Origin of the sequence: Stenotrophomonas sp. GD03877, from assembly GCF_029840555.1 — a bacterium.
GTDB lineage: Bacteria > Pseudomonadota > Gammaproteobacteria > Xanthomonadales > Xanthomonadaceae > Stenotrophomonas > Stenotrophomonas geniculata.
Genome location: NZ_JAOCCT010000010.1, coordinates 1 through 19,595, shown reverse-complemented (window position 1 = coordinate 19,595; position 19,595 = coordinate 1). Strand labels below are relative to the sequence as shown.

The following is a 19,595-nucleotide window of genomic DNA, read 5'->3' as shown; positions in this document are numbered from 1 at the left end:
CGGCACGGGTCTAACGGGTTATCGGCCCAGCCGGGGCTCTACTTGAGCGCCGACTGCGCCGGAAAAATGCCTGGAAATCAGTTGCCGAGCTGCTGGATCAGCGAGCCGCCGGCCGATTGCATCTGCGTGACCATCTTTTCCATCGCGGTGAACTGCTTGGTGTAGCGGTCGGCCACCTTTTCCATGTTCTTGTCCAGCTCGTCCAGCTGCTTTTCGAGCGCCTTGATCTGCTTGTTCAACGTCGCCGTGCGCTGGGTGATCGTGCCGGTGGTCGCGTCCAGGCTGCTCTTGAGCAGTTCGGTCATCGGTTTGCCCAGTGCGCCCTCTGCACCGAACAGTTTGGTGGCGGCCTCGGGGTCCTTGGCCAACGCCGTGTCGAGCTTGGCGCCATCAAGGCTCATGCTGCCATCGGCAGCAATGGTGATGCCCAGATCCTTGAGATCGTTGACGTTCGCACTCAGCTGGGCGCGCAGCTGCTGCTGCAGGCCGCGGACCATGGCATCTCCGGTCATGGTCGATGCAGTGCGCGTCTCGGCGTTGTAGGCGCTGGAGCTCTTCAGTGTCGCCTGAATGCCGTTGTAGGCGGTGATGAAGGCCGTGAGGTTGGTCTTCAGCGTGCTGTTGTCCGGAGTGACGGTCAGCGTCTGCGTCTCGCCTTCCTTCGCCTTGGTCAGGGTGAGGCTGATGCCGGGCACCAGATCGGTGATGGTGTTGGAGCTGCTGGTGCGGGTGAAGCCATCCACCACGACCACAGCGTCCTTGGCGGGCACCATCTCGGTCATCTTCGACGCCGATGTGCCGTCATAGGCCAGTTCGGAGAGTCCGCCATTGCCGCCACTGGCGCTGACCTTCAGCGCGCCCTTGGTGCCGGAATCAACGGCGGTCAACACCAGGTGCATGCCATCGTCGGCGGTAACCACGGCCGCGGTGACGCCCTTGCTCTCGGCGGCGGAGTTGATTTCGGCCGCGATCTTCTCGAGTGTTGCGCCGGGTTCGATGTTCACGCTTATGGACTTGTCGCCGTAGCCGATCGTCAGCGTACCGTCGCCAACCACGGCATCCTTCGTATAGGCCTTGGAGCTGAGCTTCTGGTTCTGCGCCAGGGATTTGACTTCCACCTGGTGACTGCCTGCGGCGGCCTTGCCTGCCGTGGTGCTGGTATCGAGGGTGGCAGTGAAGTTCGATTCGGTCGGCGTGCTGACCTTCAGGCCGGGGGTGGCCACACCCTTGACCAGGGTCTTCAGCGCGCTCTGCAGGCTGGTCATTCCGCTTTTGATGGTGCCAAGCGCCGACAGCTTGGCACTGGCGGCAACGCCTGCCGAGTTGATCTGCTTCTCCCGGGGCTCGCGTTCCTTGGCGGTCAGCTGTGCAACCAGGTTGGGAATGTCGAGGCCGGAACCAATCGTGCCGATGGCCATGAGGGGAATCCTTTTTCTTGGACGGGCCGTGCGGGTGTGCTGCACCTGCTATCGGCCTGGGAGGGGCGAGCTTGAGCGTGGAAACGCTCTCCAACCATGTGCAAGGCCCATGCCAATCCGCCTCCGGACACGAAGAAGGGGGCTTTCGCCCCCTTCCCGTTGTTGCCTCCTGCTACCGCTGGATCAGCGCAGCAGGCTCAGCACGTTCTGGCTGGACTGGTTGGCCTGGGCCAGCATGGCGGTACCGGCCTGCTGCAGGATCTGGTTGCGGGTCAGCTCGGCGGTTTCCGAGGCGTAGTCCACGTCGCGGATGCGGCTGCGGGCAGCCGACATGTTCTCCGACGAAGTGTTCAGGTTCGCAACCACCGAGGTGAAGCGGTTCTGGATCGCACCCAGGTCGGCGCGGGCGGAGTTGATCGAGTTCAGGGCGGCGTCCATTGCCAGGATGGCGTTGTCCGCACCGTCCTTCGAGGAGATGTCGAGATCGGCAAATCCTTCAGCGGCCTTGCCTGCCGTGAACTTGGCGGTGCCGGTGGCCAGGCCGGTAGCATCCTTCAGCTTGTCAGCGGTCAGGCTGCTCTTCACTTCGAAGTCGGCCTTTTCCGAGGTCAGCTGCAGCTTGCCTTCCACCAGCGAGGCGGTGACACCCGTCTCGTGGGTCTTCGCATTGATGGCGTTGACCAGTGCGGTGCTACGATCGCCTGCAGTCTTCGATGCGCCGACGGTGATGTCAACGAAGCCCGAACCGTCACTCTTGCTGATCTGAAGTTCACCAGCAGCAACACCGGTCGAGAAGTCTGCTGCCTTTGCTACCTGGGTGGCCACGGCAACATCAACGCCAGCTGCGACAAACGGAGCGCCAGTGATCTTGAATGCTTCGCCCGAGTTGGAGATGGTGATGGCGCCGGAGGCAACAGAGGTGGAGACGCCAGCCGCCGCGAGTTCGCTGGACTTCGCAGCCAGCGCGTTTCCGATGTTGGTGACCATCGACGCTCTGGCAGCAGCGACATCTGCGCCTCCAGTCACCCCTGCCACGTCGATCTTGACGCCGGACACATTGAACGAGAATGCATCGTACGTCCTCGCTCCGTCAGCGCCAGTTGCGTCTACGAGGCTGGCCCCATCGATCGTGCCGGCCGTCGCGTTCGCAACAGCGTCCTTGGCGCCACCCACCGGTACGGCGCCGGTGGCGGTGGCGGCCTTGGACGCGGTGGTCCAGTTGCCCAGCTTGCTGATGTTGGCGTTGGCGACCTGCGAGATGTTGATCGTCTGGCCCTGGTTGGCGCCGATCTGGAAGGCCTGGTTGGTGAAGGTGCCGTCCAGCAGGTTGGTGCCGTTGAAGTTGGTCTGTTCGGCGACGCGCTGGATTTCCTGCTTCAGCAGCTGCACTTCGGCGTTCAGGGCCTGGCGGTCGGAATCGGAGTTGGTGGCGCTGCGCGACTGCACGGCCAGCTCGCGGACGCGCTGCAGGTTGTTGCCGATCTCACCCAGCGCGCCTTCGGCGGTCTGGGCCAGCGAGATGCCATCGTTGGCGTTGCGGGCAGCCTGGTTGGCGCCGCGGATCTGGGTGCTGAAGCGCTCGGAGATCGCCAGGCCGGCGGCATCGTCCTTGGCGCTGTTGATGCGCATGCCCGAGGACAGGCGCTGAATGGTGGTGGCCAGGTTGGCGCCGCTGGTGCCCAGGTTGCGCTGGGCGTTCAGCGACATGGTGTTGGTGTTGATGACTTGTGCCATGGTGCGGTTTCCTTGTAGGCAGTGTGTCCGGCAGAGCAGCCTGACCGGTTTCGGGGGGCAGTGGCTGGCGTCCCCCCAAGGGGTGTGCTACCGCTGCTGAAATCAATAACGGCACTACCCCTCCGGCCTTTAGCGGAGTTTCGATCCTTTTTTCTCGGGTCAAACGAAAAGGCCCCGCCATCTGCATGGCGGGGCTTGGTTCCAGCTCGGTGGTGCGGGTATTACGACTGCAGCAGGCGCAGTACGTTCTGCGGCACCTGGTTGGCCTGGGCCAGCATGGCCGTGCCAGCCTGCTGCAGGATCTGCCCACGGGTCAGTTCGGCGGTTTCCTGTGCGTAGTCAACGTCGCGGATGCGGCTGCGCGCAGCCGACAGGTTTTCCGAATTGGTGTTCAGGTTGGCGATGGTCGAGGTGAAGCGGTTCTGGATCGCGCCGAGGTCGGCACGCGCCGAGTTGACGGACTGCAGCGCGGCATCCATCGCGAGGATGGCATTGTCGGCGTTGGCCTGGTTGGAGATGTCCAGTTCGGCAAAGCCGGTCTGCGCCGTGCCTGCAGCGAACGACGTGCCATTGGTGGCGCTGCTGCCTGCCGTCAGGCCAGTGGCATTGGCCAGCGCGGTGGCGCTCAGCGAGCCACCAATGGTGAAGTTGCCTTCCTTGTTTTCCAGCTGCACCTTCCCGTCGATCAGCGATGCGGTGACGCCGGTTTCGTGGGTCTTGGCGTTGATGGCGTTCACCAGCAGCGTGTTGCGCTCCGAGGCGTTCTTGGCAGCGCCCACGTTGATGTCGACCACGCCAGTGCCGTCGGCCTTGGTCAGCGTCAGCTGGCCGGCAGTGATGGCGGGGAAATCAGCAGCGACTGCAGGTTTGCCAGTGCTGTGATTACCAATGAATGGTGCATTTGCGAAGCCCTCGCCAGCACCCGCTCCCGTCATGATGATCTCAAGATCGTTTCCGTCGGCGCGCGAAAAGTACAACGGACCGCCGGTGCTTGAGACGCTACCTGTACGCGTAATTCCCGCTGCAGCGAGTGCATCTTGCTTCTGATCGAGCGCATTCGCGATGTTTGCAGCCGTGACTACTGCGCCAGCGGGTGCAGAGTAGATCTCGATTCCACCTACCGAGAAAGTGAACCCGGTTGATCCTGCAGTCACATCCGTGAAAGCACCCGACGGACCAACAGTCGTCGGAACCGCAGCCTCGGCGCCGCCGGTTGCTGTCTTTCCTGCCACGCTTGCCGGGGTCGAGGCGCTGGTCCAGTCGCCGAGCTTGTGCACATTCGCATTGGTGATCTGCGAGATGTTGATGGTCTGGCCCTGGTCCGCACCAATCTGGAAGGCCTGGTTGGTGAAGCTGCCGTCCAGGAGGCTGGTGCCGTTGAAGTTGGTCTGCTCGGCAACGCGCTGGATTTCCTGCTTCAGCAGCTGCACTTCGGCGTTCAGCGCCTGGCGGTCCGAAGCCGAGTTGGTGGCGCTGCGGGCCTGAACGGCCAGTTCGCGGATGCGCTGCAGGTTGTTGCCGACTTCGCCCAGTGCGCCTTCAGCGGTCTGTGCCAGCGAGATGCCATCATTGGCGTTGCGCGCGGCCTGGTTGATGCCACGGATCTGGGTGGTGAAACGCTCGGAGATCGCCAGGCCGGCGGCGTCGTCCTTGGCACTGTTGATGCGCATGCCCGAGGACAGGCGCTGGATCGAGGTGGCCAGCGAGCTGCTGCTGGTGGACAGGTTGCGCTGAGCATTCAGCGACATGGTGTTGGTGTTGATGATCTGTGCCATGGTGCTTCTCCGTGGTTGCTCGGTATGTTTCGTTGTGGAAGGCGCGGGGCGCGCCGTGCTGGAAGGCGGATGGAACGGGGAAAGGGACTAGCGGATCTTGTTGAACAGGGACATCGCCTGCATCTGGCTGAAGATCGTCTGGGCGGCTTGAAGTGCGGCGGTCTCCAGCTTGTATTGGCCGATGGCATCGGCGTAGTCGAGGTCCCGCATCGTCGAGAGCGTGCTCTTGACGGTGACGGCAGTGGCTTCGCGGGCGCTGGCTGCGGTATCGATGGCGGCCAGCTGGGCGCCGCCCTTGGCGCGGGCGTCGATCATCGTTTCCGAGGCCCGGTTGAGGTCGCGGATGCTGGACTGCAGGGTGTTCTGCAACGCCGTGCGCTGGCTTTCAGTGGACGGGTCGGATTCCAGTGCGGCGACCAGTTTGTCCAGGGTGGAGAAGATGTCGCGGCTACCCGCGTCGCTGACGTTGAATTGATCACCTGCGGCTGGCTTGCCTTCGATGCGCATGCGCACGCCGCCAACGACGATGTCTTCGCCGGGCTTGTGGGTGCCGCTGCCGACCACCGTGCCGCTGCCATCAACCACCTCATAGGCGCCTTCGGCCGTGCCGGTGAAGCGGACGTTGAGCGTGCCACCGGCCCAGCTGCCGCTGCCGTCACGGCTGACCGAGGTCAACAGGCCACTGCCGGTGTTGCCGGCAGCGGCGCTGGCATCCACACGGCCATCGCCGGTGGGGATGCGCATGAAGATCTCGCTGCCGGGCAGGGCGTCGGAGACCAGCTGGCCGGGCGCAACCTCCACCTGCCGCTGGTTCTGGTCGCCGCTGTAGGTGACGGTGCCGCCGCTCCGCTGGAACGGGGCGTCAGCATCGTTGCTGCCACCGAAGAGATAGCGGCCGCTGCCGTCCCGGGAGTTGGCCAGCGACAGCAGGCTTTCCTGGATGGTCTTCAGCTCGCTCACGATTGCCTTGAGGTCACTGGCCTTGGGCACCGGGCTGTTGGCCTGGATGCTCAGCTCCACGGCGCGCGACATCAGCTCATTGACCTGTGCCAGAGCGTTCTCCTGCAGGCCAAGTCGGTTCTGCACGCTGTTGGCGTTCTTGCCGAGCTGCTCGAGCCCTGCCACGACGCGGTCCAGGCCGACGGCCGTACCCGCAGCGACCGGGTCGTCCTTGGCGGAGGTGATCTTGCTGCCAGTCGCGATCTGCTGCTCCAGGTTGCTGATTTTCGACTGCTTGGCGAGCATCAGTGACACCGACTGGTTGAACATCATCCCGGTGGAAATTCGGCTGCTCATCGACGGACGGCTCCCAGGATGGTCTGGAACATGTTGTCGGCGGTGGAGATCAGCTGTGAGGCGGCCTGATAGGCCTGTTGCAGACGCAGCATGTCAGCCGCTTCCTCATCCAGATTGACGCCGGAGATCTCGTCGCGCGCGGCCTGGGCTTTGTCCGTGATGACCTGCTGTGCGTCCAGCGAGTACTCGGCCGAGCGTGCAGCGGCGCCCACCTGCGTTGTCAATCCACCAAGCGCTCCGTTGAGCGTGACGGTGCCCCCGTTGAATGCCTTGGCGTCCTCGACCTTGGCCAGCTTTGCCGCATTGCTGTTGTCCGACGAACCTGCAGGGGTAGGGCTGATGCTGAAGGTGTCGCCGACCTTCGGCGCACCGTCCAGCACGAAGCTCCAACCATTGGCGCTGATGGTCTGGCCTGGGGTATAGGTCTGCGGCGGCCCACCGTTGATGGTGTAGGTGGTCGCCGAGGTGAACACGATTGCGGCGGGGTCGCGCAGGTTCGGATTGGACGCGTCGTTGACGGCGACGCCCGTCAGCTTCCCGGTGCCCGTGTTGGCCAATGCAGCCGTGCCCTTGACCGCAGCGGCAGCGGCGATGCGGGAGGGATCGGTGATGGCGGTTTCGAGGCTCCCGGCCACGCCCGCCGTGGGCTGCAGCAGAAAACGATCATTGGTCGCCGGGGTGCCGCCGACCACCAGCATGACGCCATTGATCACCAGCGGATCGGCAGCGGTGCCAGTACCGGTCAGTGCAACGGTGGCACCCGTGTCGGCGCGGGTGGCCTGCCACTGGGTTCCATCGAACTTGAGGACGATGTTCTGTGCCTCGAGCTTGGACAGGTCGCCGTAGGTCGCGCTGAGGCTGCCGGTTCCGGTATTGCCCGCGTTGGGCGTAACGCGCGGGTTGCCGATGTTGAAGAAGTCGCCCCCCATCTTGCCGTACAGGTCGACGCCCTGGTGGTGGGCCTGGTTGAAGGATTCGGCCAGGCCGACGGCGAGCTTGCCGAGTTCGGCCTGGGCCGGGGTCAGCACGGTGTCGCGGAACTCCAGCATGCCGCCGATCTTTCCGCCCACAGCCTTGGGGTCGAGCGTGATGGTATTGCCTTGTGTCTCCAGCGCCAGCTGCAGGCGCTCGGGCTGGTACGGATCGGTCACCGTGGTGACCTTGGACGCCGTCGTGCCCACCACCAGCGCATTGCCACCAGCGGTGTAGACGTTCATCACGCCACCGTCCTGGACAACGGCGGTGCCTCCGGTGTAGCCGATCAGCTGCGAGATCAGCTGATCGCGGCGATCAAGCAGGTCCGGCGCAGCATTGGCGATGTTGGTGCCGATGGCTCCGTTGATCTGCGCAATCTCCTGCGCCAGGCGATTGACTTCCGTGGCACCGGCGATGAGTCCGTTGTTGACCTCGCTGCCGAGGTTGTTCATCTGCGTGTTGAGCTGCACGAAGCGGCTTGCCAAGGCCTTGCCACCATCGAGCAGGCTCTGCCGATCGGCCGTGCCGGCCGCGTTCGAGGAGAGGCCGCTGACGGCATCGAAGAAGTTGGACCAGGAGCCGGCGACATTCGTGGCCGGGTCCGAGAACAGGGCATTCACCCGGTCGGCCATGCCGGAGAGCTGCTTCAGGCGCGCCAGCTCACCGCTGCTGTCGAGCAGGCGCGAGATGGCCAGCTGGTCGGCAGCGCGGCGGATGTCGGTGATGCGGGTGCCGCTGCCAACGTCCCCAAAGCCGTAGTTCTGCGGATCAGACGTGGCGAAGTCGACCTTCTGCCGGCTGTAGCCGGGGGTGTTGATGTTGGCGACGTTGTGGCTGGTGGTCGCCAATGCACGCTGGAAGGCGAGCAGGGCACCGGTACCGGTGGAAAGTACGCTGGACATGGGGTTCCTCAACGACGAGTGATACCCAGCGCCGCAGTTGCGGTGCTGGCGAAGGTCTGGCCAAGGCGCGAGCCGGCATCGGCGACGGCGCTGACGGCGCGCTCGATGGTCGGTCCGCCGGCGATCGCGGCGATCTTGGCCGCATAGCGTGGATCGGTGGCATAGCCAGCGCGCTGCAGGCCGCGGGCGAAGCCCTGCACGTCGGTGCCGGCCTGCAGGGCCTGCTGGTAACGCGGGCTGGTCTTCAGCAGGCGCACGTAGTCGGCGAAGCTCTCGGCCGGCGAACTGTAGGCGCGGAAGCTGGCGGTCTCGTTGCGGCGCACGCCATCGACATATTCGTGGGTGCCGGCCGTGGCGCGCTGGCCGTTCCAGCCATTGGCCTTGATGCCGAACAGATTGTGCGAGGTGCTGCCGTCGGCATGCTTGATGTGGCGCTTGCCCCAGCCGGTTTCCAGCGCCGCCTGGGCGACCAGGGCGCGGGCATCCACGCCCAGCTCCTTGGCTGCGCTCTGTGCGTGCTGCCAGATGCTGGCAACGAAACCTTCCGGGGTGTGTTCGCCCAGCTGGGCGACGGCGGTGCGCGTGGCCATCGCATCGGCTGGGCTGATGGCCGTGCCGCGGTTGCTGGCGGTGGCCGCCCATTGGTCGCTGCTGGCGGCCCAGTCCTCGCCCTGCAGGCTGCCGATGTACGGATCTTCGGTGCCCAGCGAGCGGTGCATGCTGCTGCTTTCGCGCCCGGCGATCAGGTCCAGCGCCTGTTCCATCGGCGCAACCGCGGCGTGTGCGCCCGACTGGGCGCCGGCGGCCATCTGCTGCAGCAGGCGCACCGCTTGGCTGCCATCTTCCAATGGCAGCGACGGGGCCGGCTTGGCCGGTGCATTGAGCTGGTAAGCACGGCTGGCCTTGGCCGGGTCCACGCGGGTATCCAGCGCCGGACCCTCGGCGGCCTGCCCGGACAGCTGCCGGCTGATCATGCCCGACAGGCCCAGGCCCTTGCCGCGGGTCATCGCCTCGGCAATCTTCTGGTCGTACATGTCGCGGAACATCTTGTTCTCGCCGGGGAACAGCGAGTCGCCGAAGCTGGCGTCACGCATGCTCTTGACCAGCATCTGCGCGAACTGGCCTTCCAGTTGGCGCGCGACCTTGTCGATCTTGGCCGGATCGTTCTGTTGCGCCGGGTGCAGATCGAATGCGGGATTGATGCGCATATCAGATCACCTCGAGCTCGGCACTCAGGGCGCCGGCCTGCTTCAGGGCTTCCAGGATCGCGATGAGATCGCCTGGTGCTGCGCCCACGGCGTTCACCGCGTGCACGATCTCGTCCAGGGTGGTGCCGCCGCTGAACTTGAACATGCGGCTGCCGTCGTTGGTGGCGGTGATGGTCGACTGCGGGCTGGCCACGGTGCGGCCGCCGGACAGCGCATTGGGCTGGCTGACGTTGGTGTTTTCCTGGATGGTCACGGTCAGCGAACCATGCGAGATCGCAGCCGGTCCCACGCGCACCTGCTGGCCGATGACCACGGTGCCGGTGCGCGAATTGACCACCACCTTGGCCGGGGCGCTGCCCGGGGTAAGTTCCAGGTTCTCGATGCGCGCCAGCAGGCCGATGCGTGCGCCCGGATCGGTCGGCGCGGTGACCGCCACGGTCACGCCGTCGACCGCACGCGCGGCACCTTCGCCAAAGGCGTTGTTGAGCGCGGCGACCATGCGCGAGACCGTGGTGAAGTCGTTGTTGTGCAGGTTCAGGGTGATGTCGCCGCCATTGGCCAGCGGATCGGGCAGGGCACGTTCCACGGTTGCACCGTTGGGAATGCGGCCGACGCTGGGCACGTTCACCGAGACACGGGAACCATCCTTGCCCTGCGCACCAAAGCCGCCGACGATCAGGTTGCCCTGGGCGATCGCGTAGATCTGGCCGTCGGCACCGCGCAGCGGCGCCATCAGCAGCGAACCGCCGCGCAGCGACACCGCGTTGCCGATGGAAGACACGGTGATGTCGATCGGCTGGCCGGGCTTGGCGAACGGCGGCAGTTCAGCGTGGATCGCCACCGCCGCCACGTTCTTCAGCTGCGGGTTGACGTTCGGCGGTACGTTGACGCCCAGCTCGCCAAGCAGGTTTTTCAGGCTCTGCACGGTGAAGGGGGCCTGGCTGGTGCGGTCGCCGCTGCCATCCAGGCCGACCACCAGGCCATAGCCCACCAGCGCATTGCCGCGCACGCCGCCGACCTGGGCCAAGTCCTTGATGCGCTCGGCGCTGGCCGGGGCAACCACTGCGAAGACCATGAGCACGCCACAGTAGAGCGACGCCATGCGTCGCTGCCAGGAGGAAGAGGAGAAGAGTTTCATGCCCATACTCAGAACGGCGTCAGGCCGGAGTTGAAGAAGCGGCTCAGCCAGCCCATCGCGTTGGACTGCGCGACGGGGCCACGGCCGCCGTAGACGATGCGGGCCTCGGCCACGCGGCTGGACGGAATGGTGTTGTCCTGGCTGATGTCGCCTGGGCGGACGATGCCCTGCACCTGCACCAGTTCATCACCCTGGTTCAGCCGCAGGTTCTTCTGTCCCTGTACCACCAGGTTGCCGTTGGGCAGGCGTTGGACCACGGTGACCGTGACGCTGCCCTGCAGGCGGTTGCTCTGCGCGCTGTTGCCCTTGCCGGTGAAGTCACGCGCGCCCTTGGCCGTGGCACTCAGGATATCCTTGCCGCCGAGGGTGACCGGCGCGCCGAGAATGGACGGCGTGCCCAGGCTCAGGTTCGATTCCTTGTTGGTGGCGGTATTCGCACTGGTTTGCGCGGTGGTGTTTTCCAGCAGGGTGATGGTCAGCAGGTCGCCAACATCGCGTGCGCGGCGGTCCGAATACAGCTGCAGGGTCGGGCCGGCGGCATAGATGGCACCCGCGGTCGGCTGGGCCTGCGGCGGCATGATCGGCTGGATCGGTGCCATCGTCGGGTAGGGACGCACGTCGCCGGCGATCACGCAGCCACCGAGCAGGGCGGCCACGGCGCAGGCGAGGGCAGTGCGGGCGAAGTTGGAAATGGGCGACATGGCAGTTTCCCGGTTTGGCCGGTCAGAGCTTGTTGTTGAGGTAGCCGAGCATCGAATCGGTGGTGGAGATCGCCTTGGCGTTCATTTCGTAGGCGCGCTGGGTTTCGATCATCGACACCAGCTCTTCCACCACGTTGACGTTGCTGCCTTCCAGCGCGCCCTGCACCACAGTGCCGAGGCCGTTGAGTCCGGGGTTGCCGTTCTGTGCCGGACCAGAAGCGGTGGTCTCCAGGAACAGGTTCTCACCGCGAGCCTGCAGGCCAGCCGGATTGACGAAGTCGGTCAAGGTCAGCGCACCCACTTCCACCGACGCCGCACCGTCGGCCATCTTCACACTGATGGTGCCGTCGGTACCGATGGTCACCGACTGTGCGCCTTCGGGAATCTGGATGCCCGGCTGCACCGGGTAGCCGCTGTTGGTGACCAGCTCGCTGTCCTGGTTGATCTTGAACGAGCCATCACGGGTGTAGGCCGAGCTGCCATCAGGCATCTGAACTTCGAAGAAGCCGCGGCCGTTGACCATCACGTCCAGGGCGCGGCCGGTCTGCTGCTGGCCGCCCTGTTCAAAATTCTTGGCGGTGGCGACCACGCGCACGCCGGTGCCGAGCTGCAGGCCGGTCGGCAACTGGGTCTGCGCCGACGAAGAGCCGCCGGGCTGGCGCACCTGCTGGTACAGCAGGTCTTCAAAACTGGCACGGTCCTGCTTGAAGCCGGTGGTGTTGGTGTTGGCGAGGTTGTTGGAAACCACCGACATGCGCATCTGCTGCGCATCCAGTCCGGTTTTCGCGATCCACAATGCCTGGTTCATCTTCGGTGTCCTGTCTGGGTGAAGCCGGCCGCGTGGTGCGGCCCTTGAATGCGGGTGTGCAAGCGGTGTGCCAGCGCCGGCATCAGCCGGCGCCGGAATTCCGTCAGCTGCCCAGACGCAGCATGCTGTTGGCGCTGCGCGCGTTCTCGTCGCCGTGCTTGATCACCTGCACCTGCATTTCGTACTGGCGCTGCAGCTGGATCATCTGTACCAGCGCGCCAGCGGCGTCCACGTTGCTGCCTTCCAGCTGGCCGCTGTGCACAGCCGTGCCCTGTGCCGGTGCGAACGGCTGGCGTGGGTCGGTGTTGCGGAACAGGCCATCCAGGCCACGCTCCAGGCGTTCATCCGGTGCCTGCACCACTTTGATGCGGCCGATCTGCGCCATGGTCTGCGGACCTTCGCCCTGCGGGATGATCGAGAGCGTACCGTCGGCACCGATCTCCATCGCCTGGTAGGGCGGAATGGCGATCGGGTTGTTGTTGTCATCCAGTACCGGACGGCCGCTGGAGGTCACCAGCTGGCCGTTCGGCGTCACCGACAGCGCCGCGCCGCGCGTGTACGCCTCGCTGCCGTCACTGGACTGCACGGCCAGCCAGGTGCCGGTCTGCAGGGACAGATCCAGCGGCTTGCCGGTGATGTGCTGCGAGCCGGGCGTGCGGTTGAACCCGGCGTCGACATGCAGCGCATCCACCCGCGAGGCAAAGCCCGGGCCACGGATCGGGAAGGCTTCAGTGTTGGCCAGCGCTTCCTTGAAGCCGGGGGTGTCGGAGTTGGCGAGGTTGTGGCTGAGCGTGCCCTGCGCCTGCAGGGAGGCGCGGGCACCGGTCATCGCCACGTAAAGGGCTTTATCCATGCGGGGAGTTCCGTGACAAGGTCAGCGCGTCATCAACGGATGTTGATGACGGTCTGGGTGATCTGATCCTGGGTGGTGATCATCTGCGCGTTGGCCTGGAAGTTGCGCTGCGCGGTGATCATGTTGACCAGCTGCTCGGTGAGGTCGACGGTGGACGCTTCCAGCGAGCCGGCCTGGATCTTGCCGAGGTTGGAGGTATCCGGCATGCCGGTGCGCGGCGTGCCCGACTCGAACGTCTCCACCCACAGGTTGTTGCCCTTCTGCTCCAGGCCCTGCGTGTTGTTGAACGTGGTCAGTGCGACCTGGCCGAGGGGCTTGTCGTCACCGTTGGAATAGCGGGCATAGACCACGCCGGTTTCCGACACGGTGATCTCGTTGAGCTTGCCGGCGGCGTAGCCGTCCTGCTGGGTGTTGCGCAGAGCGAACTTCTCTCCGTACTGGGTCGAGCCGCTGATATCCAGCGTCATGTTGAGCTGACCGGCGCCGGTGGTCGGGGTGAACGTGCCGAGACTGACCTTGCCGTTGGCCGGAGTGGTCAGCTTGCCGCTGTTATCGAAGGCGACCGCGGTCGGGGTGCCGGCCGGTTGGCCGTCCACGTAGTTGTGCACGGTCCACTCGTTTGGATTGGCGCCCTTCACGAAGTACGAGACCTGGATATGGCTGACGCCCAGCGAGTCGTACACGGTGATGCCACCGCTGGAATGGTTGTAGCTGTTGGAGTCGGTCGGATCGAAATTTGCGACCGTCGGCTGCTTGGCGTTGGCCGGCAGGGTGAAGCCGACCTTCACTTCGCTGGTCTGCTTCGGCGGGCTGTCGGTGGTCAGCAGCTGCAGGTCGACCAGACGGCCTGCATCGAAGTTGGTGCCATCGGCATTCGGCGCGAACACCTGCAGGCGCGCGCCCTGCGGGTTGATCACGTAACCGGCGGAATCGGTCTGGAAATTGCCGGCACGCGAGTACACGCGCGAGCCGTTCATGTTCATGGTGAAGAAGCCCTCACCGGAGATCGCCATGTCCAGGCTGCGGCCGGTCTGTTCATTGTGGCCCTGGATGAACTGCTGGGCGACATTGGAAACACGGACGCCCGAGCCGGTCTGGTTCTTCGACAGGCCGTAGCTGGTGGAGGCGAACAGGTCGGCGAATTCGGCGCGCGATTGCTTGAAGCCGGCGGTGTTGACGTTGGCGACGTTGTTGGCGGTGACGCTCAGGTCGGTGTTGGCGGCATTGATGCCGGACAGCGAGACGTTGAAGCCCATGGGATGCTCCTGGTTGATGCGGAATGTGCGGCTCAGCTGACGCGGAGCACGTAGTCGATCGGGGCCGTGCCCAGGCCCTTGAGGTTCAGGTACAGGCCGTCGGAACCGACGGTCACGCTCTCCACCGGGGCCTGCACGAAGGTGGACAACTTGGTGCTCTTCCCTGTGGTGTCGACGTGGTTGGCGACGATGGAGTACTTGCCCGGTTCCATGCGCTTGCCGTTGGCGTCCTTGCCGTCCCACTGGAAGGCGGTTTCACCAGCGGCCTTGGCTTCTACGCTCAGCGAGGTGACCTTGGTGCCGTTGGCGTCGGTGATGTCGACGGTTACGATGCCGGCCGAGGGTGCGGCCACCGTGCCTTCGACGCTGCCTTCCTTTTCCAATACCAGCTTTTCCGACGGCACCAGCACCTGGTGACCGACCAGCGCGGCACCGCGCAGTACCTGGTCGCTGGCCATCGATTCCTGGAAGCCCTTCACCGTTTTGTTCAGATCGGTGATGCCCTGCACGGTGGACATCTGCGCCATCTGCGCGACCATCTGCGTGTTGTCCATCGGCTTCAGCGGATCCTGATGCTGCAGCTGCTCGGTCATCAGGCGCAGGAAGTCGGCCTGGTCCAGCGTGTTCTTCTTTTTCGTAGCGTTGCTGTTCGGGGCGTTCAGGCCGAGTGCGGCGTAGACGTCCTGGCTGGTCTGGTTGTTGACGGCGGTGGTCATGGCGGTATCCGGTACTGCGGGCCTCAGCGGCCCATGGTCAGGGTGGCCAGGGCCAGTTCCTTGGCGGTGGTCAGCATCTCCACGCCGGCCTGGTAGTTACGCGAGGTCGAGATCAGGTTGACCATCTGCGCCACCGGATCGACGTCGGGCTGGTAGATGTAGCCATCGCCATCGGCCAGCGGGTGGCCCGGCTCATAGCGCTTGATCGGCGCGGCCTCGCTCTGGGTGATCTCCTTGACCTTCACCGAGGTGATGTTCGGATCGTTCTTGCTGGTCACGGCCTGGAAGATCGGCTCCAGCGGCTTGTACACGGCGTCGGCGGAACCGGCGACGGTATCGGCGTTGGAGAGATTGGAGGCGATGGTGCTCATGCGCACCGACTGCGCCTGCAGCGCGGAGCCGGCGATATCGAAGATCGGCAGGTTGCTCATGGCTTATTGCCCCGTGATCGCGGTCAGCATGGAACGCACCTTGCTCTCGACGAAGCTGAGCGAAGCGCGGTATTCGAGTGCGGCGCGGCCATAGGCGGCACGCTCGGCATCGGGATCGACGGTGTTGCCGTCCAGGCTGGGCTGTACACCGTCGCGCGCGATCTGGAACGGATTCAGGCCACTACTGATCTCGTAGTGCTGCTCGTTGGTGGTGGTCATCAGGCCGTTGGCATCCTGCCCCTGGGCATGGCGCAGGGCGGCATCGAAGTCCAGGTCCTGGGCCTTGTAGCCGGGAGTGTCGGCATTGCCGAGGTTGCTGGCGATCAGCTTCATCCGCTGTTCGCGCAACGGCATGGCCTGGGCGTGGACGCCCAGGTAGTCGGTAATCAGGTTGCGCACGATGCACTCCCACGGGAACGTTGCCCGGGAAGCTGCAAGGGGTGTGCCAAAGCACGGTGCGTCTTGGTAGAGCCGAGCCATGCTCGGCTGCATTTCGTTCAGGCGCCGCACAAGCCGAGCATGGGCCCGGCTCTACAGGACAGGGCCTTACGCCGCCATCGCCACCTTGCGCAGGCGGTCCAGCACGAAGTCAGCCAGCTCGTGCGGCGAATACTTGGCGACGAACGCGTTGGCGCCCACGCGCTCGACCATCGCATTGTTGAATACGCCCGACAGCGAGGTGTGCAGCAGCACATACAGGCCCGCCAGGCCCGGATGGCGCCGGATTTCCGTCGTCAGCGTATAGCCGTCCATCGCCGGCATCTCGATGTCCGAGATGACCATGGCATAACGTTCGGCCGGGTTCTCGCCCGAGGCATGGATCTGCAGCAGGTGGTCCAGCGCCTGCTTGCCGTCGGAAAGCAGGGTGGCACCCACGCCCAGCTGGTCCAGCACGCTGCGGATCTGCTGGCGGGCCACGCGCGAGTCGTCCACCACCAGCACCTGCAACTGCGGGCCGTCGGCCGGCATTGCCATCGCCGGGTCCAGTACTGCTTCACCGCGTACCTGGGCGATGTCGGCCAGCACGCTTTCCACGTCGATCACCTGGATCAGCTCGCCCTGGAAGCGGGTCACCGCGGTCAGGTAGCTCGATTCGGCGCCCAGTTCCGGCGGCGGGTGGATGTCTTCCACCGCGATGTTGACGATGCGCTCCACGCCGCTGACCAGGAAGCCCTGGATCGAACGGTTGAATTCGGTGACGACCAGATAGCCGGGCGAGGTGTCCGCATCGGGCTCGCGCTCGGGATGGCCGATCGCCAGCCCGAGGTCCAGCACCGGCACCGAACGGCCGCGCACGTCGGCCACGCCGGAGAACTGGCTGGGCAGCCCGGGCACCTGGAACAGCTCCGGGCGCCGCAGGACTTCCTGCACCTTGAAGACATTGACGCCAAAAAGCTGACGTCCGCCGAGACGGAACAGCAGCAGCGCCAGGCGGTTGTGGCCGGCCAGACGGGTCCGCTGGTCGATCCGGTTGAGCAGGTCATGGGACATGGCTGCTGTATCGGCGCCGCAGTGGCCGAACTTGAGGGCGCTCTGCCGCCCGCGCGCTCCACGCGGCCTTTTGTGGGGGTGGAGTAGGGCTCGTCGCGGCAAAGCCAGTGCTCTGGCACACCGCTTGCACGCAGCAGGGCCAGATCCCCTCGACAGGAGGCGCCATGCGCCGGGTCACATCTCTATTCGCCATCGCGCTGGCGCTGGCCTCGCCGTGCGCGGTTGCCGCCGACTGGCAGCCGGTGGCCAGCATTCGCACCGCGGCGTTGTCGACGCTGCCGGCCGGCAGCGAGGGCGAGGCCCAGGTGGCCGATGCGCTGCGCCTGCCCAGGTGTGGCGGCGCGCTGCAGGTGCTGCCCACCGCCAACACCACGGTCGAAGTCAGCTGCCCGGATGCCGGTGGTTGGCGCTTGTTCGTGCCCGTAAAGGTGCGGCGCAACCAGACCGTGCTGGTGCTCAATCGCGGAATCGGTACTGGAGAAACCCTCACCGCTGCCGATATCACCACTGCCCAGCGTGACGCCGCCCGGATTGCCGGTGCGGTGCTGGCCGATCCCAACGCAGCAATCGGCCGCATCGCCCGCCGTCCGTTGCAGGCCGGAGCCCTGCTGTCGAACAACGATCTGGTGGTGCAGCGTCTCATCAAGCGGGGAGACAATGTGGCCCTGGTATCGCGTCGCGGCTCGGTCGAAGTCCGCATTGCCGGTCGCGCGATGGGCGATGCCGGTGAAAACGAACGGGTCTCGGTAGAGAACCTGTCCTCGCGACGGATCGTGCAGGGCACGGTCGATGCCGCCGGTGACGTAATCGTGGCGCGTTGATTTACCGCAAAATATCCCTAAAGATCACGGCCCTGCGGCCGTTATCCCTTGTGAACGGCAACTCCAGGACACCCCATGAGCCAGAAAATCGACGGCAATCTGCAGGTCCCCCAGGCACTGCGCAGCGTGACGACCCCGGCCAACAAGCCCGGCGTCAGCACCGATGCGGCAGCACGTCCGGTCGAAGCGGCCGACAGTCTGCGCCTGACCGGCGAGGCCACCAATCTGCAGGCCATCGAGCGTGAGCTGACCACCGCCCCGGCGATCGACGCCCAGCGCGTGGCCGCGGTGCGCGAGTCCCTGCAGAACGGCACCTACAAGATCAATCCGGACGCGATCGCATCGCGCATGCTCGAGCTGGACCAGCAGCTGCACGGATGATCGCGCCGATGAGCGAACAACTGCAGCGGCTGGCCCAGGCTCTTGACGTTGAGCGCCAAGCCCTGGTCGACCATGACGTGCACGCGCTGATCCGGGCGACCGGTGCCAAGCTGGAGGCGCTGCGTGCGCTGGAAGGCACGCCGCCGCTCGGAGAGGGGGACCACCTGCAGGAGCTGGCCGAACGCAATCGTGCGAACGGCGTGCTGTTGTCGCGCCGGCGCCGCGAGGTCGATTGGGCGCTGCGCCAGCTGGGGCGTACCGAGGCTTCCTCCTCCTATGATGCCAAGGGCCAGTCGCATACGGTCACTGCGCGGCGCCCACTCGCCATCGCCTGAGGCGACGGCGGTCGCACAACCCCTGCCTGCGGGCTGAAGCCCGCTGCGTGACCGCGTATATTGGGCGCCTGTTCCAATGCCCCGAGTCGCCGTGTCCGCTGCCAACGCCCTGGTTACCGCCCCCCTTCCGCCACAGCCGGTGCTGCAGGCCCTGCTTGAGCGCCTGCGCGAAGGGCTGCTGCTGTTCACTGAAGACGGGCAGGTGGCGCTGGCCAATCCGGCCGCGCAGAACCTGCTGGCCAGCGGCGAGGGTGGCGGTCTGCCACCACCGCAGCGCCTGCGTGAACTGCTGCCGCCTGATGCCCTGGAACAGGCGCGCCAGCATGGTCACTGGAATGGCAGCCTGCCGCTGGGCGAGGGCGTGGTCATCGCCCATCTGTATCACCACGGCCCGGTGGGCCAGGGGCACTTCCTGGCGTTGTTCCGCCATATCGAGGGGCAGGAAGACTACGAACGCGAACTGCAGCAGCGCCATGCCGAGCTGCGCCAGGCCTACCTGCGCCTGAACGGCACCCAGGAAAAGCTACTGCAGTCCGAGAAGATGGCCTCGATCGGCCAGCTCGCCGCCGGCGTCGCGCACGAGATCAACAACCCGATCGGCTACGTGCACTCCAACCTGGGCAGCCTGCAGGAATACCTGCGCAGCCTATTCACGGTGATCGAAGCCTACGAACGCGCCCTGCGCGCGCCGGACCCGAAGGCGTTGATTCCGGAAATCGACGATATCCGTGACCGTCTGGACATCGATTTCATCAGCCGTGACCTGCCGCAGCTGATGGCTGAATCGCGCGAAGGCATCGAGCGGGTCACCCGCATCGTGCGTGATCTGAAGGACTTCTCGTATTCCGGCCGCGACGAATCGTGGAAGCTGGTCGACCTGCACGCAGGCCTGGAATCGACCATCAACATCATCTGGAACGAGCTGAAGTACAAGGTCACCCTGGTGCGGGAGTTCGGCCAGCTACCGCTGGTGGAATGCCTGCCGTCGGAGTTGAACCAGGTCTACATGAACCTGCTGCTCAACGCCGGCCATGCCATCGCCGAGCGCGGCACGATCACGGTGCGCACCGGCGTTGATGGCGATCACGTGTGGGTCGAATTCGAGGACACCGGCGGCGGCATCTCGCCGGAACTGCGGCAGCGCATCTTCGATCCGTTCTTCACCACCAAGCCCGTTGGCAGCGGCACCGGCCTGGGCCTGTCGATCTCCTACAGCATCATCAACAAGCACCACGGCCGCATCGACCTGGACAGCACCCCGGGCGTCGGCTCGCGCTTCCGCGTGGTACTGCCGGTGAAGCAGCCGCGCTGACCGCTTCTGTAGAGTCGAGCCATGCTCGACTGCTTTTCGCCGTA

General features: G+C 65.3%; 19 protein-coding genes. 4 read left to right on the top strand and 15 right to left on the bottom strand.

Annotated elements, in window-relative coordinates; genetic code table 11:
* Positions 1 to 77 precede the first annotated feature (77 nt).
* The 15 genes from fliD to N5D20_RS09610 all read right to left on the bottom strand — a co-directional run bounded on the left by fliD (position 78) and on the right by N5D20_RS09610 (position 16,702).
* Entirely contained in the window at positions 78 to 1,418 is a 1,341-nt protein-coding gene (gene fliD / locus N5D20_RS09680; protein ID WP_197579703.1) for a flagellar filament capping protein FliD, read from the bottom strand.
* 183 nt (positions 1,419 to 1,601) lie between these two features.
* Positions 1,602 to 3,152, bottom strand: coding sequence for a flagellin (locus N5D20_RS09675; protein ID WP_197579705.1), 1,551 nt, complete (start codon positions 3,150 to 3,152; stop codon positions 1,602 to 1,604).
* A gap of 221 nt (positions 3,153 to 3,373) precedes the next feature.
* Positions 3,374 to 4,927: a flagellin gene (locus tag N5D20_RS09670; protein ID WP_197579707.1), complete on the bottom strand. Its 1,554-nt coding sequence runs from the start codon at positions 4,925 to 4,927 to the stop codon at positions 3,374 to 3,376.
* An 87-nt stretch (positions 4,928 to 5,014) separates the two neighbouring features.
* A complete protein-coding gene (gene flgL / locus N5D20_RS09665) occupies positions 5,015 to 6,223 on the bottom strand; it encodes a flagellar hook-associated protein FlgL (RefSeq protein ID WP_088610797.1) in 1,209 nt (402 codons plus the stop codon).
* Positions 6,220 to 8,100, bottom strand: a complete 1,881-nt coding sequence (gene flgK / locus N5D20_RS09660; protein ID WP_197579709.1) for a flagellar hook-associated protein FlgK — start codon at positions 8,098 to 8,100, stop codon at positions 6,220 to 6,222. Before flgK ends, flgL begins: the two co-directional genes overlap by 4 nt.
* Before the next feature lie 8 nt (positions 8,101 to 8,108).
* The gene (flgJ, locus tag N5D20_RS09655) at positions 8,109 to 9,308 is read right to left on the bottom strand and encodes a flagellar assembly peptidoglycan hydrolase FlgJ (RefSeq protein WP_049455063.1); all 1,200 of its coding nucleotides are present in this window, start codon (positions 9,306 to 9,308) and stop codon (positions 8,109 to 8,111) included.
* A gap of 1 nt (position 9,309) precedes the next feature.
* On the bottom strand, positions 9,310 to 10,446 hold the full coding sequence (locus tag N5D20_RS09650; RefSeq protein WP_099560499.1) for a flagellar basal body P-ring protein FlgI: 1,137 nt from the start codon (positions 10,444 to 10,446) through the stop codon (positions 9,310 to 9,312).
* 8 nt (positions 10,447 to 10,454) lie between these two features.
* The gene (flgH, locus tag N5D20_RS09645; RefSeq protein ID WP_010485899.1) at positions 10,455 to 11,147 is read right to left on the bottom strand and encodes a flagellar basal body L-ring protein FlgH; all 693 of its coding nucleotides are present in this window, start codon (positions 11,145 to 11,147) and stop codon (positions 10,455 to 10,457) included.
* A gap of 22 nt (positions 11,148 to 11,169) precedes the next feature.
* Positions 11,170 to 11,955 (bottom strand): flagellar basal-body rod protein FlgG, encoded by a 786-nt coding sequence (gene flgG, locus N5D20_RS09640; protein WP_005409571.1) that lies wholly within the window; start codon positions 11,953 to 11,955, stop codon positions 11,170 to 11,172.
* 103 nt (positions 11,956 to 12,058) lie between these two features.
* Entirely contained in the window at positions 12,059 to 12,808 is a 750-nt protein-coding gene (locus tag N5D20_RS09635; protein ID WP_019337418.1) for a flagellar basal body rod protein FlgF, read from the bottom strand.
* Positions 12,809 to 12,840: 32 nt separating this feature from the next.
* Positions 12,841 to 14,064 carry a flagellar hook protein FlgE gene (gene flgE, locus N5D20_RS09630; protein WP_043395607.1) on the bottom strand — a complete coding sequence of 408 codons (1,224 nt, stop codon included), beginning with the start codon at positions 14,062 to 14,064 and terminating at the stop codon, positions 12,841 to 12,843.
* A 32-nt stretch (positions 14,065 to 14,096) separates the two neighbouring features.
* A complete protein-coding gene (locus tag N5D20_RS09625) occupies positions 14,097 to 14,780 on the bottom strand; it encodes a flagellar hook capping FlgD N-terminal domain-containing protein (RefSeq protein ID WP_043395609.1) in 684 nt (227 codons plus the stop codon).
* Between the two features lie 23 nt (positions 14,781 to 14,803).
* A complete protein-coding gene (gene flgC, locus N5D20_RS09620; RefSeq protein WP_010485892.1) occupies positions 14,804 to 15,211 on the bottom strand; it encodes a flagellar basal body rod protein FlgC in 408 nt (135 codons plus the stop codon).
* A 3-nt stretch (positions 15,212 to 15,214) separates the two neighbouring features.
* Entirely contained in the window at positions 15,215 to 15,610 is a 396-nt protein-coding gene (flgB, locus tag N5D20_RS09615; RefSeq protein ID WP_010485889.1) for a flagellar basal body rod protein FlgB, read from the bottom strand.
* A gap of 147 nt (positions 15,611 to 15,757) precedes the next feature.
* A complete protein-coding gene (locus tag N5D20_RS09610) occupies positions 15,758 to 16,702 on the bottom strand; it encodes a chemotaxis protein (protein ID WP_049436370.1) in 945 nt (314 codons plus the stop codon).
* 164 nt (positions 16,703 to 16,866) lie between these two features.
* On the opposite strand from N5D20_RS09610, the gene flgA reads away from it, so the two are divergent.
* The 4 genes from flgA to N5D20_RS09590 all read left to right on the top strand — a co-directional run bounded on the left by flgA (position 16,867) and on the right by N5D20_RS09590 (position 19,551).
* Positions 16,867 to 17,523, top strand: a complete 657-nt coding sequence (gene flgA / locus N5D20_RS09605; protein WP_197579711.1) for a flagellar basal body P-ring formation chaperone FlgA — start codon at positions 16,867 to 16,869, stop codon at positions 17,521 to 17,523.
* A 75-nt stretch (positions 17,524 to 17,598) separates the two neighbouring features.
* On the top strand, positions 17,599 to 17,904 hold the full coding sequence (gene flgM, locus N5D20_RS09600; RefSeq protein ID WP_019337421.1) for a flagellar biosynthesis anti-sigma factor FlgM: 306 nt from the start codon (positions 17,599 to 17,601) through the stop codon (positions 17,902 to 17,904).
* Positions 17,901 to 18,239, top strand: a complete 339-nt coding sequence (locus tag N5D20_RS09595) for a flagellar protein FlgN (RefSeq protein ID WP_197579713.1) — start codon at positions 17,901 to 17,903, stop codon at positions 18,237 to 18,239. The genes flgM and N5D20_RS09595 overlap by 4 nt, the downstream gene beginning before the upstream one ends.
* A gap of 91 nt (positions 18,240 to 18,330) precedes the next feature.
* Positions 18,331 to 19,551, top strand: coding sequence for an ATP-binding protein (locus N5D20_RS09590; protein ID WP_019337422.1), 1,221 nt, complete (start codon positions 18,331 to 18,333; stop codon positions 19,549 to 19,551).
* The last annotated feature ends 44 nt before the right edge of the window (positions 19,552 to 19,595 follow it).

What these genes read in the sequence shown, in the direction of transcription:
- flgA (WP_197579711.1), top strand. Translation starts at nt 16,867, where the DNA reads ATGCGCCGGGTCACATCTCTATTCGCCATCGCGCTGGCGCTGGCCTCG.
- flgH (WP_010485899.1), bottom strand. Translation starts at nt 11,147, where the DNA reads ATGTCGCCCATTTCCAACTTCGCCCGCACTGCCCTCGCCTGCGCCGTG.
- flgC (WP_010485892.1), bottom strand. Translation starts at nt 15,211, where the DNA reads ATGAGCAACCTGCCGATCTTCGATATCGCCGGCTCCGCGCTGCAGGCG.
- flgK (WP_197579709.1), bottom strand. Translation starts at nt 8,100, where the DNA reads ATGTCCAGCGTACTTTCCACCGGTACCGGTGCCCTGCTCGCCTTCCAG.
- N5D20_RS09635 (WP_019337418.1), bottom strand. Translation starts at nt 12,808, where the DNA reads ATGGATAAAGCCCTTTACGTGGCGATGACCGGTGCCCGCGCCTCCCTG.
- flgG (WP_005409571.1), bottom strand. Translation starts at nt 11,955, where the DNA reads ATGAACCAGGCATTGTGGATCGCGAAAACCGGACTGGATGCGCAGCAG.
- flgE (WP_043395607.1), bottom strand. Translation starts at nt 14,064, where the DNA reads ATGGGCTTCAACGTCTCGCTGTCCGGCATCAATGCCGCCAACACCGAC.
- N5D20_RS09650 (WP_099560499.1), bottom strand. Translation starts at nt 10,446, where the DNA reads ATGAAACTCTTCTCCTCTTCCTCCTGGCAGCGACGCATGGCGTCGCTC.
- N5D20_RS09625 (WP_043395609.1), bottom strand. Translation starts at nt 14,780, where the DNA reads ATGACCACCGCCGTCAACAACCAGACCAGCCAGGACGTCTACGCCGCA.
- flgL (WP_088610797.1), bottom strand. Translation starts at nt 6,223, where the DNA reads ATGAGCAGCCGAATTTCCACCGGGATGATGTTCAACCAGTCGGTGTCA.
- flgM (WP_019337421.1), top strand. Translation starts at nt 17,599, where the DNA reads ATGAGCCAGAAAATCGACGGCAATCTGCAGGTCCCCCAGGCACTGCGC.
- N5D20_RS09610 (WP_049436370.1), bottom strand. Translation starts at nt 16,702, where the DNA reads ATGTCCCATGACCTGCTCAACCGGATCGACCAGCGGACCCGTCTGGCC.
- N5D20_RS09670 (WP_197579707.1), bottom strand. Translation starts at nt 4,927, where the DNA reads ATGGCACAGATCATCAACACCAACACCATGTCGCTGAATGCTCAGCGC.
- N5D20_RS09595 (WP_197579713.1), top strand. Translation starts at nt 17,901, where the DNA reads ATGATCGCGCCGATGAGCGAACAACTGCAGCGGCTGGCCCAGGCTCTT.
- flgJ (WP_049455063.1), bottom strand. Translation starts at nt 9,308, where the DNA reads ATGCGCATCAATCCCGCATTCGATCTGCACCCGGCGCAACAGAACGAT.
- N5D20_RS09675 (WP_197579705.1), bottom strand. Translation starts at nt 3,152, where the DNA reads ATGGCACAAGTCATCAACACCAACACCATGTCGCTGAACGCCCAGCGC.
- fliD (WP_197579703.1), bottom strand. Translation starts at nt 1,418, where the DNA reads ATGGCCATCGGCACGATTGGTTCCGGCCTCGACATTCCCAACCTGGTT.